This is a genomic window from Streptomyces sp. NPDC049887 (assembly GCF_040656535.1).
GTDB lineage: Bacteria > Actinomycetota > Actinomycetes > Streptomycetales > Streptomycetaceae > Streptomyces.
Genome location: NZ_JBFAMM010000007.1, coordinates 34,638 through 51,163, shown reverse-complemented (window position 1 = coordinate 51,163; position 16,526 = coordinate 34,638). Strand labels below are relative to the sequence as shown.

At 72.2% G+C, this 16,526-nt stretch carries 16 protein-coding genes; 5 read left to right on the top strand and 11 right to left on the bottom strand.

The genetic code is table 11. The features are described from left to right. Nucleotides 1–20 precede the first annotated feature (20 nt). The 5 genes from AB0J10_RS10935 to AB0J10_RS10915 all read right to left on the bottom strand — a co-directional run bounded on the left by AB0J10_RS10935 (nucleotide 21) and on the right by AB0J10_RS10915 (nucleotide 6,334). Complete coding sequence (locus tag AB0J10_RS10935) at nucleotides 21–1,259, bottom strand: M20 family metallopeptidase (RefSeq protein WP_363060506.1); 1,239 nt, start codon at nucleotides 1,257–1,259, stop codon at nucleotides 21–23. Between the two features lie 450 nt (nucleotides 1,260–1,709). Next, a complete protein-coding gene (locus AB0J10_RS10930) occupies nucleotides 1,710–2,789 on the bottom strand; it encodes a hypothetical protein (RefSeq protein ID WP_363060069.1) in 1,080 nt (359 codons plus the stop codon). A 6-nt stretch (nucleotides 2,790–2,795) separates the two neighbouring features. Then, on the bottom strand, nucleotides 2,796–3,725 hold the full coding sequence (locus tag AB0J10_RS10925; RefSeq protein ID WP_363060067.1) for an N-acetylneuraminate synthase family protein: 930 nt from the start codon (nucleotides 3,723–3,725) through the stop codon (nucleotides 2,796–2,798). Nucleotides 3,726–3,747: 22 nt separating this feature from the next. Beyond that, nucleotides 3,748–4,974 (bottom strand): acylneuraminate cytidylyltransferase, encoded by a 1,227-nt coding sequence (locus AB0J10_RS10920; RefSeq protein WP_363060065.1) that lies wholly within the window; start codon nucleotides 4,972–4,974, stop codon nucleotides 3,748–3,750. Nucleotides 4,975–5,005: 31 nt separating this feature from the next. Then, entirely contained in the window at nucleotides 5,006–6,334 is a 1,329-nt protein-coding gene (locus AB0J10_RS10915; RefSeq protein WP_363060063.1) for a DUF6716 putative glycosyltransferase, read from the bottom strand. A 188-nt stretch (nucleotides 6,335–6,522) separates the two neighbouring features. Here AB0J10_RS10915 and AB0J10_RS10910 point away from each other — a divergent pair, with 188 nt between their 5' ends. Then, nucleotides 6,523–7,524, top strand: coding sequence for a glycosyltransferase family 2 protein (locus AB0J10_RS10910; protein ID WP_363060061.1), 1,002 nt, complete (start codon nucleotides 6,523–6,525; stop codon nucleotides 7,522–7,524). Further along, a complete protein-coding gene (locus tag AB0J10_RS10905) occupies nucleotides 7,524–8,900 on the top strand; it encodes an alpha-2,8-polysialyltransferase family protein (protein ID WP_363060059.1) in 1,377 nt (458 codons plus the stop codon). Before AB0J10_RS10910 ends, AB0J10_RS10905 begins: the two co-directional genes overlap by 1 nt. Before the next feature lie 109 nt (nucleotides 8,901–9,009). Here the strand turns inward: AB0J10_RS10905 and AB0J10_RS10900 are convergent, their stop codons facing one another. Beyond that, nucleotides 9,010–9,288 carry a DUF397 domain-containing protein gene (locus AB0J10_RS10900; RefSeq protein WP_363060057.1) on the bottom strand — a complete coding sequence of 93 codons (279 nt, stop codon included), beginning with the start codon at nucleotides 9,286–9,288 and terminating at the stop codon, nucleotides 9,010–9,012. 1 nt (nucleotide 9,289) lies between these two features. Next, on the bottom strand, nucleotides 9,290–10,144 hold the full coding sequence (locus AB0J10_RS10895; protein ID WP_363060055.1) for a helix-turn-helix transcriptional regulator: 855 nt from the start codon (nucleotides 10,142–10,144) through the stop codon (nucleotides 9,290–9,292). A gap of 136 nt (nucleotides 10,145–10,280) precedes the next feature. Here AB0J10_RS10895 and AB0J10_RS10890 point away from each other — a divergent pair, with 136 nt between their 5' ends. Together AB0J10_RS10890 and AB0J10_RS10885 are read left to right on the top strand one after the other, a co-directional pair. Then, nucleotides 10,281–10,496, top strand: a complete 216-nt coding sequence (locus tag AB0J10_RS10890; protein WP_363060053.1) for a hypothetical protein — start codon at nucleotides 10,281–10,283, stop codon at nucleotides 10,494–10,496. Further along, nucleotides 10,484–10,912: an ATP-binding protein gene (locus tag AB0J10_RS10885; protein ID WP_363060051.1), complete on the top strand. Its 429-nt coding sequence runs from the start codon at nucleotides 10,484–10,486 to the stop codon at nucleotides 10,910–10,912. Before AB0J10_RS10890 ends, AB0J10_RS10885 begins: the two co-directional genes overlap by 13 nt. 97 nt (nucleotides 10,913–11,009) lie before the next feature. On the opposite strand, the gene leuE is transcribed toward AB0J10_RS10885, so the two are convergent. Together leuE and AB0J10_RS10875 are read right to left on the bottom strand one after the other, a co-directional pair. Further along, nucleotides 11,010–11,669 carry a leucine efflux protein LeuE gene (leuE, locus tag AB0J10_RS10880; RefSeq protein WP_363060049.1) on the bottom strand — a complete coding sequence of 220 codons (660 nt, stop codon included), beginning with the start codon at nucleotides 11,667–11,669 and terminating at the stop codon, nucleotides 11,010–11,012. Nucleotides 11,670–11,732: 63 nt separating this feature from the next. Beyond that, on the bottom strand, nucleotides 11,733–13,313 hold the full coding sequence (locus AB0J10_RS10875) for a methylmalonyl-CoA mutase family protein (RefSeq protein ID WP_363060047.1): 1,581 nt from the start codon (nucleotides 13,311–13,313) through the stop codon (nucleotides 11,733–11,735). Nucleotides 13,314–13,491: 178 nt separating this feature from the next. Here AB0J10_RS10875 and AB0J10_RS10870 point away from each other — a divergent pair, with 178 nt between their 5' ends. Then, nucleotides 13,492–14,343 (top strand): L,D-transpeptidase family protein, encoded by an 852-nt coding sequence (locus AB0J10_RS10870; RefSeq protein ID WP_363060045.1) that lies wholly within the window; start codon nucleotides 13,492–13,494, stop codon nucleotides 14,341–14,343. A 211-nt stretch (nucleotides 14,344–14,554) separates the two neighbouring features. On the opposite strand, the gene AB0J10_RS10865 is transcribed toward AB0J10_RS10870, so the two are convergent. Both AB0J10_RS10865 and AB0J10_RS10860 read right to left on the bottom strand, forming a co-directional pair. After that, nucleotides 14,555–15,646, bottom strand: a complete 1,092-nt coding sequence (locus AB0J10_RS10865) for a hypothetical protein (RefSeq protein ID WP_363060043.1) — start codon at nucleotides 15,644–15,646, stop codon at nucleotides 14,555–14,557. Then, complete coding sequence (locus AB0J10_RS10860) at nucleotides 15,646–16,341, bottom strand: RNA polymerase sigma factor (protein WP_363060503.1); 696 nt, start codon at nucleotides 16,339–16,341, stop codon at nucleotides 15,646–15,648. Before AB0J10_RS10860 ends, AB0J10_RS10865 begins: the two co-directional genes overlap by 1 nt. Nucleotides 16,342–16,526 lie beyond the last annotated feature (185 nt).

Below are 16,526 nucleotides of genomic sequence, written 5' to 3'. Positions count from 1 at the left end.
ACGTAAGGTGAACTGTCTGGTTACGATCGGTGTTCATCCAGGAGCGCCGCCGCCGTGAAGAGCTCGACGCCCACGCGGATCGCCTCCTCGTCCACATCGAAGTCGCCCCGGTGCAGGTCGAGGCGGGATCCCGAGCCGGGGGTGCGGACGCCGAGGCGTGCCATCGCACCCGGGACGTGCTCCAGGTACCAGGAGAAGTCCTCGCCGCCGAGACTCTGCTCGGTGTCCTCGATCGCCTGCGATCCCCTCCGCGCGGCGTGGGCGTCGTGCAGCAGCTCCGTGATCACCGGGTCGTTGACCACGGGCGGCACCCCGCGGATGTAGTTGATCTGGGACTTGGCGCGGTGCAGCGTGGCGATCTCGTCGACCGCGGCGTGCACCAGGTCCGGGGCCTCGCGCCAGGCGGGCAGGTCCAGACAGCGGACGGTGCCCGCGAGTTCCGCGTGCTGCGGGATGACGTTGCAGGCGTGCCCGGACTCGATACGGCCCCAGGTCAGTGCCAGTCCGGAGCGGGTGTCCACCCTGCGGGACAGCAGCGCCGGGACCTCGGTGACGATCTTGGCGGCGGCGGTGACGAGGTCCGTCGTCAGATGCGGGCGCGCGGTGTGGCCGCCGGGGCCGTCGAGGGTGATCTCCAGTCGGTCGCACGCCGAGGTGATGGGACCGATACGCAGGCCGATCCGGCCGACGTCGACACGGGGATCGCAGTGCACGGCGATGATCCGGCCCACGCCGTCCAGCGCCCCCGACTCGATGGCGTCGGCCGCGCCGCCCGGCAGCACCTCCTCGGCGGGCTGGAAGATCAGCCGCACCGGGTGGGGCAGCAGGCCCTGCCGGTCGAGGTCGGCGAGGACCAGACCGGCTCCGAGGACCGCCGTGGTGTGGACGTCGTGGCCGCAGGCGTGAGCCCGGTCCGGCACGGTCGACCGGTACGGCACGCCGGTCTTGGTGTCCGGGATCGGGAGGGCGTCGATGTCGGCGCGCAGGGCGAGCATGGGCCGGACCCGGTCCGTACCCACGTCGCACACGAGTCCCGTGCCCGTCGACAGCACCTGCGGGCGCAGGCCGGCGGCCTCCAGCCGCGCCTTGATCGCGGCCGTCGTGCGGAACTCCTGGTTCCCGAGCTCCGGGTGCATGTGCAAGTCCCGGCGGAAGGCGATGAGTTCGGTGCGCAGGGCGTCGGGCAGCGTGCCGGGCAGAACGTAGTCGCCGGGCAACTCGGCTTCGCCGGGGAGGCCGGCGTCGGGCTCGCGGGACATCAACTGGTTCACCCGTTGAAGAGTAGGCCCCTTCAAGGCCCAACTAACTCGAGATCAACAAAAGTTCAGCCCTATAGGGGGAAGAAAATGCGCCTGACGACGCTTGACCGTTGTTCGGTGTGGGTAAGCTCACCCGCTCCTGACCACGATATGGACACTCCGCCCTCCTGTCGCGTCCAGGTCGGCCGTACGGGTACCCCCGGCCGGGTGCGGGGACGTCCGTACGGCGTTCCGGCCCGCCCGCCGGGGCCTCCGCACCGGCCGCCCGTCCCGCAGCCCGTCCGCGCGGTACCTCGCGCCCGAGCGGCGCGGGCCCGCGGCTTCGCCTCCCGGTCCGTCCGGACCGGACTCCGGGCCCGTCCTGCCGGTCTCCTGACCACGCCCACCGGTCTCCGGCGCTCCCGGCCCCTCGTGGCCCCGGGCCCTGGTCCGTCGGCCTGGCCCCGCGCGTCAGGCGGGTGCCGAGAGCCGCCGCACGTGCCGTGCCGTGCCCGTGACCCCCGCGAGGAATCCCTGGGCACGCGGTGACGCCGTGTCCCTGAGCCACTCCGGGGCGATGTCGCACACCGCCACCGTCACACCGGTGCCGGCCAGAGCGAGCGGCAGGGTGTGCACCACGGTGGAGGGGAAGCTCAGCACCGTACGGCCGACCGGCCCGCGCCGGGCGATCAGCTCCAGCGGCAGGTCGGGCCGGACGATCTCCAGACCGGTGTCGGCCGCGAGCCGGTGCAGCTTGTCCGCGCCCTCCCGGCGGTGGGCGAAGTAGCGGGTGGCGCCGTGCGTACGGGCGAGCGAGGCGACGGCGTCCAGGTACCGCTGGAGATCGACCACTCCGGTCTCCACGAGGGAGGTGCCCACCAGGTCCGCGCCCCGGGTGAGCAGCGGCGGGCCGAACCGCGAGCGCGTCCAGCGGAACCGGTTGGGGGTGACGGTGATGCCGTCCGGCGCCTCCTCCACGGGCATCGCGGTGAAGAGCTCGACCGCCCGGCAGCGCGACGGCGTGAGCCGCCGGCGGGCGGCCGCCGTGACCGGCGCGAGCAGCAGCTCGCGCGGGCCGCGGCGGCCGCGCCGGTGCCAGCGCACCAGCCGTTCGCCGCGCGTCAGCTGCGCCACGAACTCCATGGTGGCCGTGCCGTCGTCGACCACGGTCAGCCGCCGGGTGCCCACGAGGGTGAGCAGGAGCTGCACATAGCGGGAGAACGGGTCGCCGATCACGATCCGCTCGGCCCGGCGCAGCACGGGGCCCAGCGCCCGCACGGTCCGAACGACCGCGTCCGCGCCGCCGCGGGCCTCCTGCCAGCGCACCGCGATCCCCTCGTCGCGCGCCAGCTCCACCATCCGGCGCAGTTGTCCGCGGGACATGGGATCGGTGGGCGAGAGCACGACGACCGTCAGGTCGCCGCCCCGGGCAGCCGCGCCGCGGGCGGCGCCCGGTCCCGGCTGCGCGGGTATCGCGGCCGGCACGGGGGTGTGTGCCCACTCCAGGACGTTCAGCAGCTGGACCGGGCTCTCGACGAAGGCGAGGTCCATGGCGCGTCAGACCGCGACCGGCTCGGCCCGCTCGCTCTGCTCCGCCTCGGCGACGACGCCGGGGACGCGGCGGAGCTTCTTCATCGGGGCGAGCTCGGACTCGTAGACCTTCTTCACTCCGTCGCCGAGGGCGGCCTCGATGGTGCGGATGTCGCGCACCATGCGCTGCAGGCCACCGGGCTCGACGGAGGCGGCCTGGTCCGAGCCCCACATGGCGCGGTCGAGGGTGATGTGGCGCTCGACGAACGCGGCGCCGAGCGCGACGGCCGCGAGGGTGGTCTGCAGACCGGTCTCGTGGCCGGAGTAGCCGATCGGGACGTTCGGGTACTCCTGCATCAGGGTGTTGATGACGCGGAGGTTGAGCTCCTCGGCCTTGGCCGGGTAGGTCGAGGTGGCGTGGCAGAGCAGGATGTTCTCGCTGCCGAGGACCTCGACGGCGTGCCGGATCTGCTTCGGCGTCGACATACCGGTGGACAGGATGATCGTCCTGCCGGTGGCGCGCAGCTCGCGCAGCAGCTCGTCGTCCGTGAGGGACGCGGAGGCCACCTTGTGGGCGGGGACGTCGAACTTCTCCAGGAAGGCGACGGCCTCGGTGTCCCACGGGGAGGCGAACCAGTCGATGCCGCGCCGGCGGCAGTGCTCGTCTATGGCGCGGTACTCGTCCTCGCCGAACTCCACGCGGTGGCGGTAGTCGATGTACGTCATCCGGCCCCAGGGGGTGTCCCGCTCGATGTCCCACTGGTCGCGGGGAGTGCAGATCTCCGGGGTGCGCTTCTGGAACTTGACCGCGTCGCAGCCCGCGTCGGCGGCGGCGTCGATCAGCGCGAAGGCGTTGTCCAGGTCGCCGTTGTGGTTGATGCCGATCTCGCCGGTGATGTAGACGGGTCGGCCGGGACCGGCGGTCTTGCCGCCGAGGGTGCGCAGACGGGAGTTCATGAGGGGTTCCTTACGGTTCGGCTTACTGGGTGGGGGTGCTGAGGGTGGGACCGAGAAGCCAGGTGGCGATCTCCCGGATCGCGCCGGCGCCACCGGGGGTGGTGGTGACGGCACGGGCGGCGGCACGCACTGAGTCGTGTGCGCTCGCCACGGCGACGGGCCAGCCGACGAGCCCGAAGCAGGGCAGGTCGTTGACGTCGTTGCCGGCGTAGAGGACCCGTTCGGGCGCGACCGCGTTCTCCCGGCACCACCGCTCCAGGGCGGCGTCCTTGCGGTCGATGCCGTGCAGGACGGGGAGGTTGAGCTTGCGGGCGCGGGCCGCGACGACGGGGTTCTGTTCGGTGGAGAGGATCAGCAGCTTCAGCCCGGCACGGCGCAGCGCGGCGATGCCGAGGCCGTCGCCGCGGTGCACGGCGACGAGTTCGCGTCCGTCGGAGTCGACGAGGACTCGGTCGTCGGTCTGGGTGCCGTCGAAGTCGAGGACGACGGCGTCGACGTCCGCGCGGGTGGGGACGGCCACCGGGTCGAGCAGCGGCGCAAGCGCGCGGGCCCGGGCGAGGTCGTGCGGGTCGTCGATCTCCAGGACCCGTGCGGGGTCGGTCTCGACCAGCGCGGTGCGGCCGAAGAAGCGGTGTCCGTGGACGCGGAGACCGCGGGCGTCCATGGCGTAGGCGGCCCCGGTCTCGAGGAAGTCCTCGGGCCGGTCCTGCCGGCGGGGGCGGTGGCCCTTGTCGTGGTTGACGCCTCGGCCGTCGTCGTGGGCGGGTGCGGGTGCGGGCCTGCCCGTCGCCGCTTCACGGCGCCAGACGAAGGCGTGGAAAGGGGCGACCGTGACCGCGGTGTCGGCGCCGTCCTTCGCCACCGCGGAGGCGACCCGCTCGACGTCGTCGGCGGTCAGGAAGGGGCTGGTGCACTGGACGAGGAGGACCACGTCGACCGTGCGGCCGTGCTCCGCCTCATAGGCGTCCATGGCGTGGAGCACCGCGGACTCGCTGGTCGCGGTGTCGCCCGCGATGTCCGCCGGGCGGTCGACGCAGTGCACCCGGCCGGCGGCCGCTCCGGCGGCCCGCGCGGCGTCCGCGATCGCCGGGTCGTCGGTGGACACCACGACATCGGTGACCAGGGCGGATCCGGTGCAGGCCCGTACCGCGCGCGCGACGAGCGGGACGCCGCCGACCGCGGCGAGGTTCTTGCCGGGCACGCCCTTGGAGCCGCCCCTGGCGGGGATCACGGCGAGGACGGTGGTCATGAGGTGGAGCTCCTTCGGGCCTTCGGAACGGTCACAGCTCGCCCATGCGGCGGATGACGGGCGCCACGCGCTGCACGCCGTGGCGGTAGGCGCCGCGGGCCGCCCCACGCACCGCGTCGCGGACGAATCGACGCACCCCGGTGGGACCGGCGGCCGGCTCCGTCCCGGGGAGAGGGCTGCCGTCCGGGGCGAGGCGGTGGCGGGCGAGGATCCCCGGCAGATATCCGGGCGCCGTGGTGGGGGTGTAGTAGGGGGTGACGGGAGGGAGGTCCGGCCGCCGCAGCAGTGCGGCCACCCGCTCGCGCGCCTCGTCGAAGGCCGTCTCGTACCGCCCGTCGGCGGCGACGCCCTGCCGGGCCAGCCACTCCTCGTCGGGTACCGGCCGGTGGCCCCGGTCGAGCCGGTCCCAGGAGGTGAGCAGCCCGGAGCCGAGGAAGTGGTGGTTGCCGAGCGCCTCGCGTACACCGAGATCGGTGAGGATCGCGGTGGGGATGCGCCGGTGGAGCGCTTCGAGGGCGGCGGTCGAGGAGACCGTGACCAGCAGGTCCGTCCGGTCCAGGACCTCGCCCATGTGCCCGTACACCAGGCTGAGGTTCGGCGGCAGTCCCCCGGGGAGCCGCTCGGCGAGCCTCTGGTACGGCACTTCCTCCAGGTGCGTGGTGTGCTCGCCGGGCCGGGAGCGCAGCTTGAGCAGCACCTCGCGGGAGGGGTGGAGCCTCGCGTGCCCGGCGAGCCGGCCGAGCAGGTACTCACGGTCGGACCGGGACTCGGGGACGGACGGCTGGACGGCGAAGACCACCGTGTCCCGGTCGTCCCTCCGCTGGTACGGGGCGCCGCCGAGGAAGGGCAGCGCCGCCTCGGTCACCGGCGAGGGATCGACGCCGACGCCCTCGTACACCGCGCGGAACCGTTCGGCGTCGTGGCGGGAGTTGGCGAGGACGACGTCGGCGCCGTGCCGCAGCAGCAGTCCGTCGGCGAGCTTCTCGTAGACGACGCCGACGTAGCCGGTGACCAGTACGGGCCGGCGGGGCAGCCGGAGGGCCGCTGTTCCCTGGAGCACGGCCTGCACGGCGCCGCCGACGAGGGCGAGGACGACGACGTCGTACCCCTCGTCGCGCATCGCGCGAAGGAACCCGGCGGCGGTGACCTCGCGCACGTCGTCCGCGGCGACCCCGACCTCGGCGAGCTGCCGCGCGGTGGGCGTAGCCCGCCCCCGCAGGAGGAATCCGGCCGGTTCGGCGGAGGCCGCCGGGTCGTCGCCGGCGGCTATCCGGCGCGCGGTGAGCGCACCCCATTTCCACCGGGTGTCGGAGTCGGCGAGCACGGCGACGCGCGGCGCCTGGCTGGTACGTGATGGCACGCCGAGGACGTTAGAAAGGCATTCGGCTCGGCGGCCCAACTCGGCAGCAACAAAGGGTTAACAGCGCGTCGACGAACGGCGAAAGAGCCAGGGAACCGCCCGGGTTAACAATTCCGCCGCACCTTGTTCACCCGCCGTCCCTCCCCCGGTCAGAGCGAATGACGGAGCCCGCGCCTAATCTCCGGCGCGTGGTCAAGCTCTCGGTCATCGTGCCCTTCTACAACGTCCAGTCCTATGCGCCCGACACCCTGGCAAGCCTTCGGGCGAACGCCCGGGGGGACTTCGAGTTCCTGCTCGTCGACGACTGCTCGACGGATGGGACGCCGGAGATCCTGGAGCGTGCCGAACGCGAGGTGCCGGGAGCGGTACTGATCAGACACGAACGCAACGGCGGGCTCGCCACGGCCCGCAACACCGGCCTGGACGCCGCCCGCGGCGCGTACATCACCTTCCTGGACGGCGACGACTGGCTGGCCCCGGGCTACTACGAGAAGCTGCTCGCGGCGGCCGAGGACCTCGGCGTCGACTTCGTCCGCACCGACCACGTGCAGTGCACGGCCAGGGAACGCAAGGTCTTCCGGGTACCCGTCGGCCGCCGGAACGAGGTGCTCCGACCGCGTGACGCGATCCTGCCCGCCGACCGGTCCACCTCCGTCGACTACCCCATGGCCTGGGCCGGGATCTACCGGCGCGAGCTGCTGGACCGGGGGCTGCTGCACTTCACCGACGGCCTGCGCACCGCCGAGGACCGGCCCTGGATCTGGCGGCTGCACCGCGGGGCGGGGTCCTTCGCCGCGGTGGGTCTGCTGGGGATCTTCTACCGCCGCGGGGTCGCCTCGTCACTGACCCAGATCGGTGACGTCCGGCAGCTGGATTTCATCAAGGCTTTCGACCAGGTACTCGAAGAAACCGCAAATGATCCGGAATCCGAGCGGCTTCTGCCGAAAGCCGTCCGGACCTACTGCGCCGTCATTTCCCATCATCTGGGATCGATCGAGAGGTTCGAACCGTCCGTGGCCCGGAAGTTGCGTTCGATGAGCGCGGACGCCCTGCGCCGTATGCCGCAGGACGTCCTCAAGGACGCGCTCGACGGCATGGACGGCGAACGCTCCTCCCGGCTGCGCAGGCTGCGCAGGCGCCCGGCCGGCGCACCGGCGGTCTCCGCCTCCGCCGTGGCGGGAGCGGCCTGATGGATACGACGCCGAGCACCGCGCGGACCACGCAGATCTTCTTCGCCTCCACCCTCTACGGCGCGGCGACGCTGACGGCCGCGCTCGACAGCGGCTGCTTCGCGCCGGCGGACCGGCGGCTGCTGCTGGTGAGCAACAACGCGACGACCCCGGAGACGGCGACCCCGGTCGACCGGATGCCCGGCTTCGAGCGGCTGCGCGGCCGGTTCGACGAGGTGCTGTCGTGGAACGAGGCGATCGCGCCCTTCCATCCGGGCGGCTGGTCGCCGCGCCCGGACGACGTCCCGATGTGGGAGCGGTATCTGCGGATGCTGTGGGGTTTGGGGGACGACCGGATCGAGCTGGCCCTGGAGTCCATCCAGGTCAATCCGGCGCTCGCGGTGGCCCAGTTGTTCCCGGACGCCCGTCTCGACGTGTACGCGGACGGGCTGATGAGCTACGGCCCGACCCGCAACAGGATCGACCCGCTGGTGGGTGAGCGGGTACGCAGGCTGCTGCACCTCGATCTGGTGCCGGGGCTGACGCCGCTGCTGCTGGAGGAGTTCGGGGCCCGGCCGGAAACGGTGCCGACCGAGGCGTTCACCAAGGTGGTCGCCGAACTCACCGAACCGGCCGAACCCGATGCAGCGGACGCCACGTCCGGCGCCTCCGACGGTTCCTCCGACCGTGCCGGCGAGCAGCCCGCGCTGCTGCTCGGGCAGTACCTGGCGGCCCTGGGCATCCTCACCGCGGAGGAGGAGGAAGCCCTGCATGTGCGGATGGTCCGGGGCGCGGTCGCCCACGGCCACCGCCGACTGGTCTTCAAACCGCATCCGACGGCGCCCGCGGCGTGGTCGCGGGCACTGGAGCGCGAGGCGGAGAAGCTGGACGCCGAACTGACCGTGCTGGAGCGCCCGGTACTGGCGGAGGTGCTGTACCGGCAGCTGAGGCCCGCGCTGGTGGTGGGGTGCTTCTCCACGGCGCTGCTGACCGCGAGCACCTTCTACGGCATCCCGGTCGCACGGGTCGGGACGGAGCCGCTGCTCGACCGGCTGAAGCCGTACCAGAACAGCAACCGGGTACCGGTGACGCTGGTCGACGCGCTCGTCCCGGACCTGGAGAGCGACCGCCCCGGCGCCCCGCGCCCGGTGGACGAGGAGGTGTCGGGGCTGGTCCGGGCTGTCGGATTCGCCATGCAACCGCGGATCCGAGCCGACCTGCGCCCGGCGGCGGAGGCGTATCTGACGGCCCGTCTCACGGACCGAAAGGCACGCTACTTCAAGCGCCGCCGTCTCACGGTCCTCGGCCTCCCCGGCGGCCTCCCGGTCCCCCGGCACGCCGCGATCCGCCGCGTGGCCCGCCGGGTCCGCCGCATCAAGCGCGCCGCGCTCGGCTGACGGGCTCGCATGACGGGCCTTCCCCGACGGGAGCGGGCGCGCTGGTGACGGGACCTGCCCGCGCCCCGCGTCATGGTCGCCCCCGGTGGGGCGACCGCAAGGCTTTGGGTCACGAGCCCAGCTGAGCGTGGCCGTCCTTGAGGGCGGTGACGAAGGACGCCCAGGCCCGGGCCGGGACCACGAGGTGAGGGCCGTCGGGCATTTTGGAGTCGCGGACGGGGACGAGGCCGGCGAGGCCGTCGGCGACCTCGACGCAATCGCCTCCGCTGCCGTTGCTGTAGCTGCTCTTGCGCCAGACGGCGGCCCCGAGAAAGCCCTCCGCGACCTCGACGCAGTTCCCACCGTCACCGTTGCTGTAGCTGCTCCTGCGCCAGACGGCTGTGCTCAAGTCAATCCGGATGCTTGCCATTTGGGTAATCATCAGCCGCTTCCTCGATCAGGGCGAGGGACGCCTCGGGCGGTAGTGCGGCGGCCCTGAGACGATCGTATGCCTTGCGATACAGCTTCACGAGGGCCGGATCGTCGATGGTGTCACCGCTGTACTGAGACTCCAGGTAGACCAAAGGTGGGGCATCCGGGAAGGTCATTGTTGTGGTCGCGCCCATCATGAGGGGATGTGCTCCGCAGTTCCACGGAAGGATCTGTGGAACGATCCGGTGCCGCCTCGCCAACGCCGCGATGTGGTGCAGCTGTTCGGCCGTCCCGTCCGGCGGAAGGACCGGCTGGCGCAGCAGTGACTCCGGAACAATCGCCCAATACTCCGGGGTGTTGTGGTCGGCCTCGAACAGGTGGGACCGTGTCATTCGGGCGGTGACCCTCTCGTCCACATCCTCGTCCGACGCCAGTGGGTGCGCCGCCCGCACAATCGCCCGCGCGTACGTCTCCGTCTGCAGCAGGCCCGGAATCAGCGTCGGGCTCCACTCCTCGATCGTCTCCGCGTGCTTCTCCGCCTCCAGTACCCGCTCGAAGTACTGCGCGTGCCCCCGCCGCCTCGCCTTCCTCACGTCCTCGCACCGCCGCTTGAAGAACCCGTCCGTCTTGAGCACCCGGTCCGCATGCTCCGCCAGTTCCGCCGGCATCCGCCGCTCGCCGCGCTCGATCTCGCTCAGGTGGCTGGGGCCGTAGAAGCTGCCCTCGACCAACTGCTGGAGGGTGAGCCCGGCCCGCTCACGCTGCCAGCGCAGCTCCTTGCCGTAGAAGGTGGGGACACCCTCCGATCCGTCGATGTCCCTGCGTCGCGCCATCGTTCACCGCTCTTTCCCGCCTACCGGTGGTATCCACGCCGTTCACGGCCGGGAACCCGAGCCTCTTTTCACGGTAGGGCCCGCCACGCCAGTGTGTGAGTGATTCGTCACAGAGCGCACAGGAAGGCTTACCCCCATGTACGACGCGACGGACGCGGACGAGTGCACCGAACAGCTCCGCGCCGCCCTCGCCGCCCACGGCATCACGCTGCCGTCTCTCGGGGTCGACCTGCCGAGCTTCGCGGCCCGTGGCCCCGGCCGGCCACTCATCGCGCTGGGCAAGTGCAACCTGACCACCGCCCGAGCGCTGGTCGCGGCCCTCCGCAAGGGGGTTGCCCGATGCGACCGCTGACCCTGGAACTCCTCGCGACACCGGAGGCCGTACCCGACGTGCGCCGCACCGTACGCGAGTACCTGGGGGTCCCCTGCGCCGACCTCCAACTGTGCGTGAGCGAGCTGCTCACGAATGTCATCCGGCATCTCGGGGACGGGGTGCCGGTCACGATCCGCGTCACCCGCGCCGCCGACGGCGGTCGTACGCGGCTGGAGGTCACCGACCCGGCCCCCCGCGCCTCGCCCGTCCGATGCCGGGCCGCTGCCGCCGACGAGGAGACCGGCCGCGGCCTCACCCTGCTCGATGCGGTGGCCCTGCGCTGGGGCGTGGACGAGGGGCCCGCTACCAAGACCGTCTGGTGCGAACTGCCCGGCGAGGTCGCTGCGGGTATGCGGCCGCCTGGTTCGGCTCACGGGGCTTTGAAGGTCTGCTGAGTGTGGAAGCTGCTGAACGGATGGACGGCGGCGGCTTTCACTTCAGGGGCAGCGGACCACCCCACTCGAGTCGGAGCGGACGAGTCCGTCCGCCGTGTCATGCGCTGCTGAACGACAGCTTCACCGCGAAGCCGAGGAACAACGCGCCCGCCGCCGAGGTCGCCCCGGCCGACAGCCGCCTGCGGCGCCGGAAGGCGGCGGCCAGATGGGTGCCGGTGAAGATCAGCAGGGTGAGGTAGAGGACGCTCGCCAGCTGGGCGAGTCCGCCGAGCACGGCGAAGGACACCGCCGGATAGGCATAGGAGGGGTCGACGAACTGCACGAAGAAGGCGATGAAGAACAGGATCGCCTTCGGGTTGACCAGGCTGATCACCAGGGCCCTGCGGAACGGCCGCTCACCCGCCGCGGACGCGTCCGGCGCCCGTCCTCCCTCGGGTTCGGTCAGTTCCCGGCGTGACCGCCACATCGACCATGCGGCGCGCAGCATGCCGACGGCCAGCCACGTCAGATAGCCCGCGCCGGCGAACTTCACCACCGAGAAGAGCACGGCGTTGGCCTGGAGCAGCGAGGCGACGCCCGCCGCGGACAGCACCATCAGCACCGTGTCGCCGCACCACACGCCCGCGGCGGCCCGGTAGCCCGTGCGCACCCCTCGGCGGGCGGCGACCGAGAGCACGTACAGCGAGTTGGGCCCCGGCAGGAGGATGATCAGGACAAGTCCCGCGAGATACGTCGGCAGATCGGTGACACCCAGCATGAGGCGGAGTGTCGCACACGGGTACGATCCTCCGCCTCCGCGTTCCGGATGGCGGAAAGTCGATCAGAACACATCACTCGGGACGTACGTGCCCCACACCTCGCGGAGCGTGCCGCACACCTCGCCGACCGTCGCCCGGGCCCGCAGCGCCTCCTTCATCGGGTACAGGACGTTGTCCGTGCCGGCGGCGGCGTCCCGCAGCGCGCCGAGCGCCGCGTCCACGGCGGCCCGGTCCCGCCCGGCCCGCAGTCCCGCCAGCCGCTCGGCCTGCCGGGCCTCGATCTCGGGGTCGACGCGCAGCGGCTCGTACGGCTCCTCCTCGTCGAGGGTGAAGCGGTTGACACCGACGACGACGCGTTCGCCGGTGTCCGTCTCCTGCGCGATGCGGTAGGCGCTGCGCTCGATCTCGCCCTTCTGGAAGCCGCGTTCGATGGCGCTCACCGCGCCGCCGAGGTCCTCCACCTTCCGCATCAGTTCCAGCGCCGCGGCCTCCACGTCGTCCGTCATGCTCTCCACCACGTACGACCCGGCGAACGGGTCGACCGTGGCGGTGACATCGGTCTCGTACGCGAGCACCTGCTGGGTGCGCAGCGCGAGCCGGGCCGACTTGTCGGTCGGCAGCGCGATCGCCTCGTCGAAGGAGTTGGTGTGCAGCGACTGCGTGCCGCCGAGGACGGCCGCGAGCCCCTGGACGGCGACGCGCACCAGGTTCACCTCGGGCTGCTGCGCGGTGAGCTGCACCCCGGCGGTCTGGGTGTGGAAACGCAGCATCAGCGACCTCGGGTTCCTGGCGCCGAACTCGTCGCGCATCACCCGGGCCCAGATGCGGCGTGCGGCGCGGAACTTCGCCACCTCCTCCAGGAACGTGGTCCGTGCCACGAAGAAGAACGAAAGCCGGGGCGCGAAGTCGTCCACGTCCATCCCCGCCTCGACGGCCGCCCGTACGTACTCGATGCCGTCGGCGAGGGTGAAGGCGATCTCCTGCGCGGGGGACGCGCCGGCCTCGGCCATGTGGTAGCCGGAGATCGAGATCGTGTTCCACTTCGGCATCTCGGCCCTGCAGTACTTGAAGATGTCGGCGGTCAGCCGCAGCGAGGGCTTGGGCGGGAAGATGTAGGTGCCCCGGGCGATGTACTCCTTCAGCACGTCGTTCTGGACGGTGCCGGTCAGCCTGTCCGCCGGCACCCCCTGCTCCTCGCCAACCAGTTGGTAGAGGAGGAGCAGCAGCGCGGCCGGCGCGTTGATCGTCATCGACGTGGAGACCCGGTCCAGCGGGATGCCGTCCAGCAGCACCCGCATGTCGTCGATCGAGTCGACGGCCACGCCCACCTTGCCGACCTCGCCGTGCGCGATCGGCGCGTCGGAGTCGTGCCCCATCTGCGTCGGCAGGTCGAAGGCCACGGACAGGCCGGTCGTGCCGTTGGCGATGAGCTGCTTGTACCGGGCGTTGGACTCGACGGCCGTGCCGAAACCCGCGTACTGGCGCATGGTCCACGGGCGGCCCGTGTACATGGACGGGTGGACACCGCGCGTGAACGGGTAGGAGCCCGGCTCCCCCAGCTTCTCGCCGGGATCCCACCCTTCGAGGTCGTCCGGTCCGTAGACCGGCTCGATGGGCAGACCCGACTCGGACTCGCGCGCCATGTGGTGTGCCTCCCGGTGGAGCTACTCGCCGGTACGCAACTCTCGCGACGGACCGTACCGGCGGGTCTGCGGGCAACGACTCGCCCCCTGCTGGGACCTTGCTCACAGCATGCTCCTTCGACCGCAACCAAGCACGGCCGCGAGGCATCCCTACTCACACAACCTCAGGGGGGCACCTATGCACCGTACGTCCGTTCTACGCAGATCGCTCATGTCTCTCGCCGCCGTGGCCCTGGCCGCCGGGTGCACGAGCCAGGGTGTGGCCGGGGTGGGCGCCGAGCCGCCGGCCGCCCCGGCCGGTCCGTCGAAGGCCCCGGCCGCCACCGCCACTCCTGCGGCCGACGACGCCAAGCCCCCCGCCCCGTCCCCGTCGACGCCGGGCGCCCGAACGGCGGAGCCGAGGGCTCTGATGGCGGAGGGCACCGAGACCGAGCAGGTACGCGAACTGCAGGCGCGGCTGCGCCAGATCGGCCACTTCCACCGCAGCCCCACCGCGTTCTACGGCTCGATGACGGCGAAGGCGGTCAGCGGCTTCCAGCGGAAGCAGGGGCTCGCCGCGACCGGTTCGGTCGACGAGACCACCTGGCAGCGACTGCTCGGCACGACCCGCAAGCCCACCGCCGACGAACTGCGCCCTGCGACGACCAACGCGCTCGACGAGCCCGACCCCCGGTGCATGACGGGACGGGTGCTCTGCATCAGCAAGGAGAGCAGGACACTCGCCTGGATGATCGACGGCACGGTCGTGGCGGCGATGGACGTGCGCTTCGGCTCGGAGAACACGCCCACCCGCGAAGGGACGTTCAGCGTGGGCTGGAAGGCCGAGGAGTGGGAGTCGACGCTCTACCACACCCCCATGCCGTACGCGATGTTCTTCAGCGGCGGCCAGGCGGTGCACTACTCCTCCGACTTCGCCGCCCGCGGCTACAACGGGGCCTCGCACGGCTGTGTCAACGTCCGCGACAGAAAGAAGATCGCGTCGGTCTTCGGCCAGGTGAAGGTCGGCGACAAGGTCGTCGTCCACTGGTGAGGCGGCGCGGACCGGCCGGAAGAAGTGAGGAGGCGCGGGCGGGACCGGGGGAACGTGTCCCGCCCGCGCCTGTGTGCTCTGAGCCGTGGGTACGGGGGGAACCCCGGCTCAGGCATCGCCGATGACCAGTCGGCTCACTTATTACTGCGTCACCCAGCCGAAAAACGTCACACCTGGCCGGAAAATTTTGCCGCGCAAGGAAAACCGCAGTTCAGAGCGTTGCGAGCGAGAGCGGGCGCGCGTCGTCCGCCGACGGCGGGCCGCCGACGGGGAGAGCGCGGAACCCGCCGGACAGCGACGGCCCGGAGACGGACGCACCCGGCACCGCGGCACGTACTCCGCTCGGCGGCACGAAGGGCTGCTCGGCGGCACCGGGCCGCACGGAGGCGGGGGGCAGGAACGGGGAGCGGGGGAAGCCGGCCGGGCCGGAGCCGTCACCGTCGTCGTCGCCGTCGTCCCCGCCGCCCTGGCCGCCGTCACCGCCGTTGCCGTCGCCGTTGCCGTCGCCGCCGTCATCGCCGTCGTCGCCCGTGCCGTCGGCGGACAGCATCCGGTCGCAGAACCGCTTCACACGGTCCGCGCCCTGCGCCGCGGCCTCCAGCTTGCGCTTGCGCTCCTCGTCCAGCGTGCCGTTGCGGTAGTCGCGGCAGGCGTCGACGGTCGTGCGGTACCAGTCCCTGCCGTTGGTGGCCCCGTCCCCGCGGCCGTCCGGCGCTGCGGACTCGTCCGGCCCCGGACCTGCGCCCGGCCCGTCCCCCGGACGGTCCGGGGCGTCGGTGCCGCCCGAGGCCGCGGGGGCGCTCGGCGGGAGGGGGGTGTCCGCGGGCGACGGCAGGTCGGGGCTGCGCAGCTCGCCGGGCGTGTCCTCGGAGGTGACCGGCCCGGGGGTGACGGCACCCGAGACGGAGGAGGCGGGTGCGGGCTGAGGACCGCCGAACGGCGTCGGCAGCGCCCCGACCCCGGCGGCGACGGCCACGCCGCCCACCGCGAATCCGGTGAGCGAGGCGGCCAGCCCCCAGCGCAGGGACCGGCTCCAGGAGACCGGCCGGGTCTCCGGCGTCAGCCGCACCGTCGGCAGCAGTTCCGCCGCGCCACCGTCACGTGCCTTGCGGAACGCGGCGAGCGCGGCGTCCTCGCCCCTGAGGGGCTCGGTCACGGTCTCCTGGGCGCGCGCTTCGTCGAGCAGGTGGGCGAGCCGAAGGGCCTGGTGACGCGCGTCAACACCGACGGGCTCGACCGGTTCACCGCGGAGCAACCGCTCCGCCGCCTCCTGATCGAGCCATTCGTAACGCTCGTCGGCCATCACATGTCCTTCTGCGTCCGCAGACGCGAATGCGTCACACCGGTGGGGCGCGTCGCGCCGGGGCGAACGGTGCGCGGCGACGGTACCGCGCCGAGTCCGGTACCGCGCCCAGAAGTCTCCGACGCCCCTCCGTGCTCTGCTCCATGCTCGGCCCCCAGCAGCTCCGCGAGCCTCTTCAGCCCCCGGTGGGCCGCGGTGCGCACGGCGCCGGGCCGCTTGCCCAGGGTCTTCGCCGCGGTCTTCGCGTCGAGGCCGACGACCACGCGCAGCACGACCGCCTCGGCCTGGTCCTGGGGGAGCTGGGCGATCAGCGCCATGGTCCGGCCGGTCGACATGGCCTCCATGGCCTCGCCGGCGGTGTCGGACTCGGCGGGCTTCCCGGTGAGTTCGGTCTCGTCCCCGCCGACCGCGGGGCGCCTGCCGCGCATCCGGATGTGGTCGAGGGCGCGGTTGCGGGCGATGCGCGCCGCCCAGCCGCGGAAGCGGTCGGCGTCACCGCTGAACCTTTCGAGGTCGCGGGCGATCTGCAGCCAGGCCTCGGACGCCACGTCCTCGGCCTCCGGCTCGCCGACCAGCGTCCTTATGTATCCGAGCAGCCGCGGGTGAACGGCGCGGTACACAGTCCGGAAGGCGTCCTCGTCCCCGTCCTGCGCCGCGCTCACCGCGGCGGTCAGCTCCGCGTCGTCCCCCAGCACTCCCACTACCCGTTCGTCATCGCGGCTGGTCACCACCGCCGCACACCCCAGCGCGCAGCGACACGCTACGTCCTCCGCGGGTGCCACGTCCACGTCTTGTACAACCTGCAACATTCTGCGGCGGCGTGCGGTGTGACAGAAAACGCACGCGCGGCGCTGAGAGAAGTACGGAGCCGCTCCGCGGC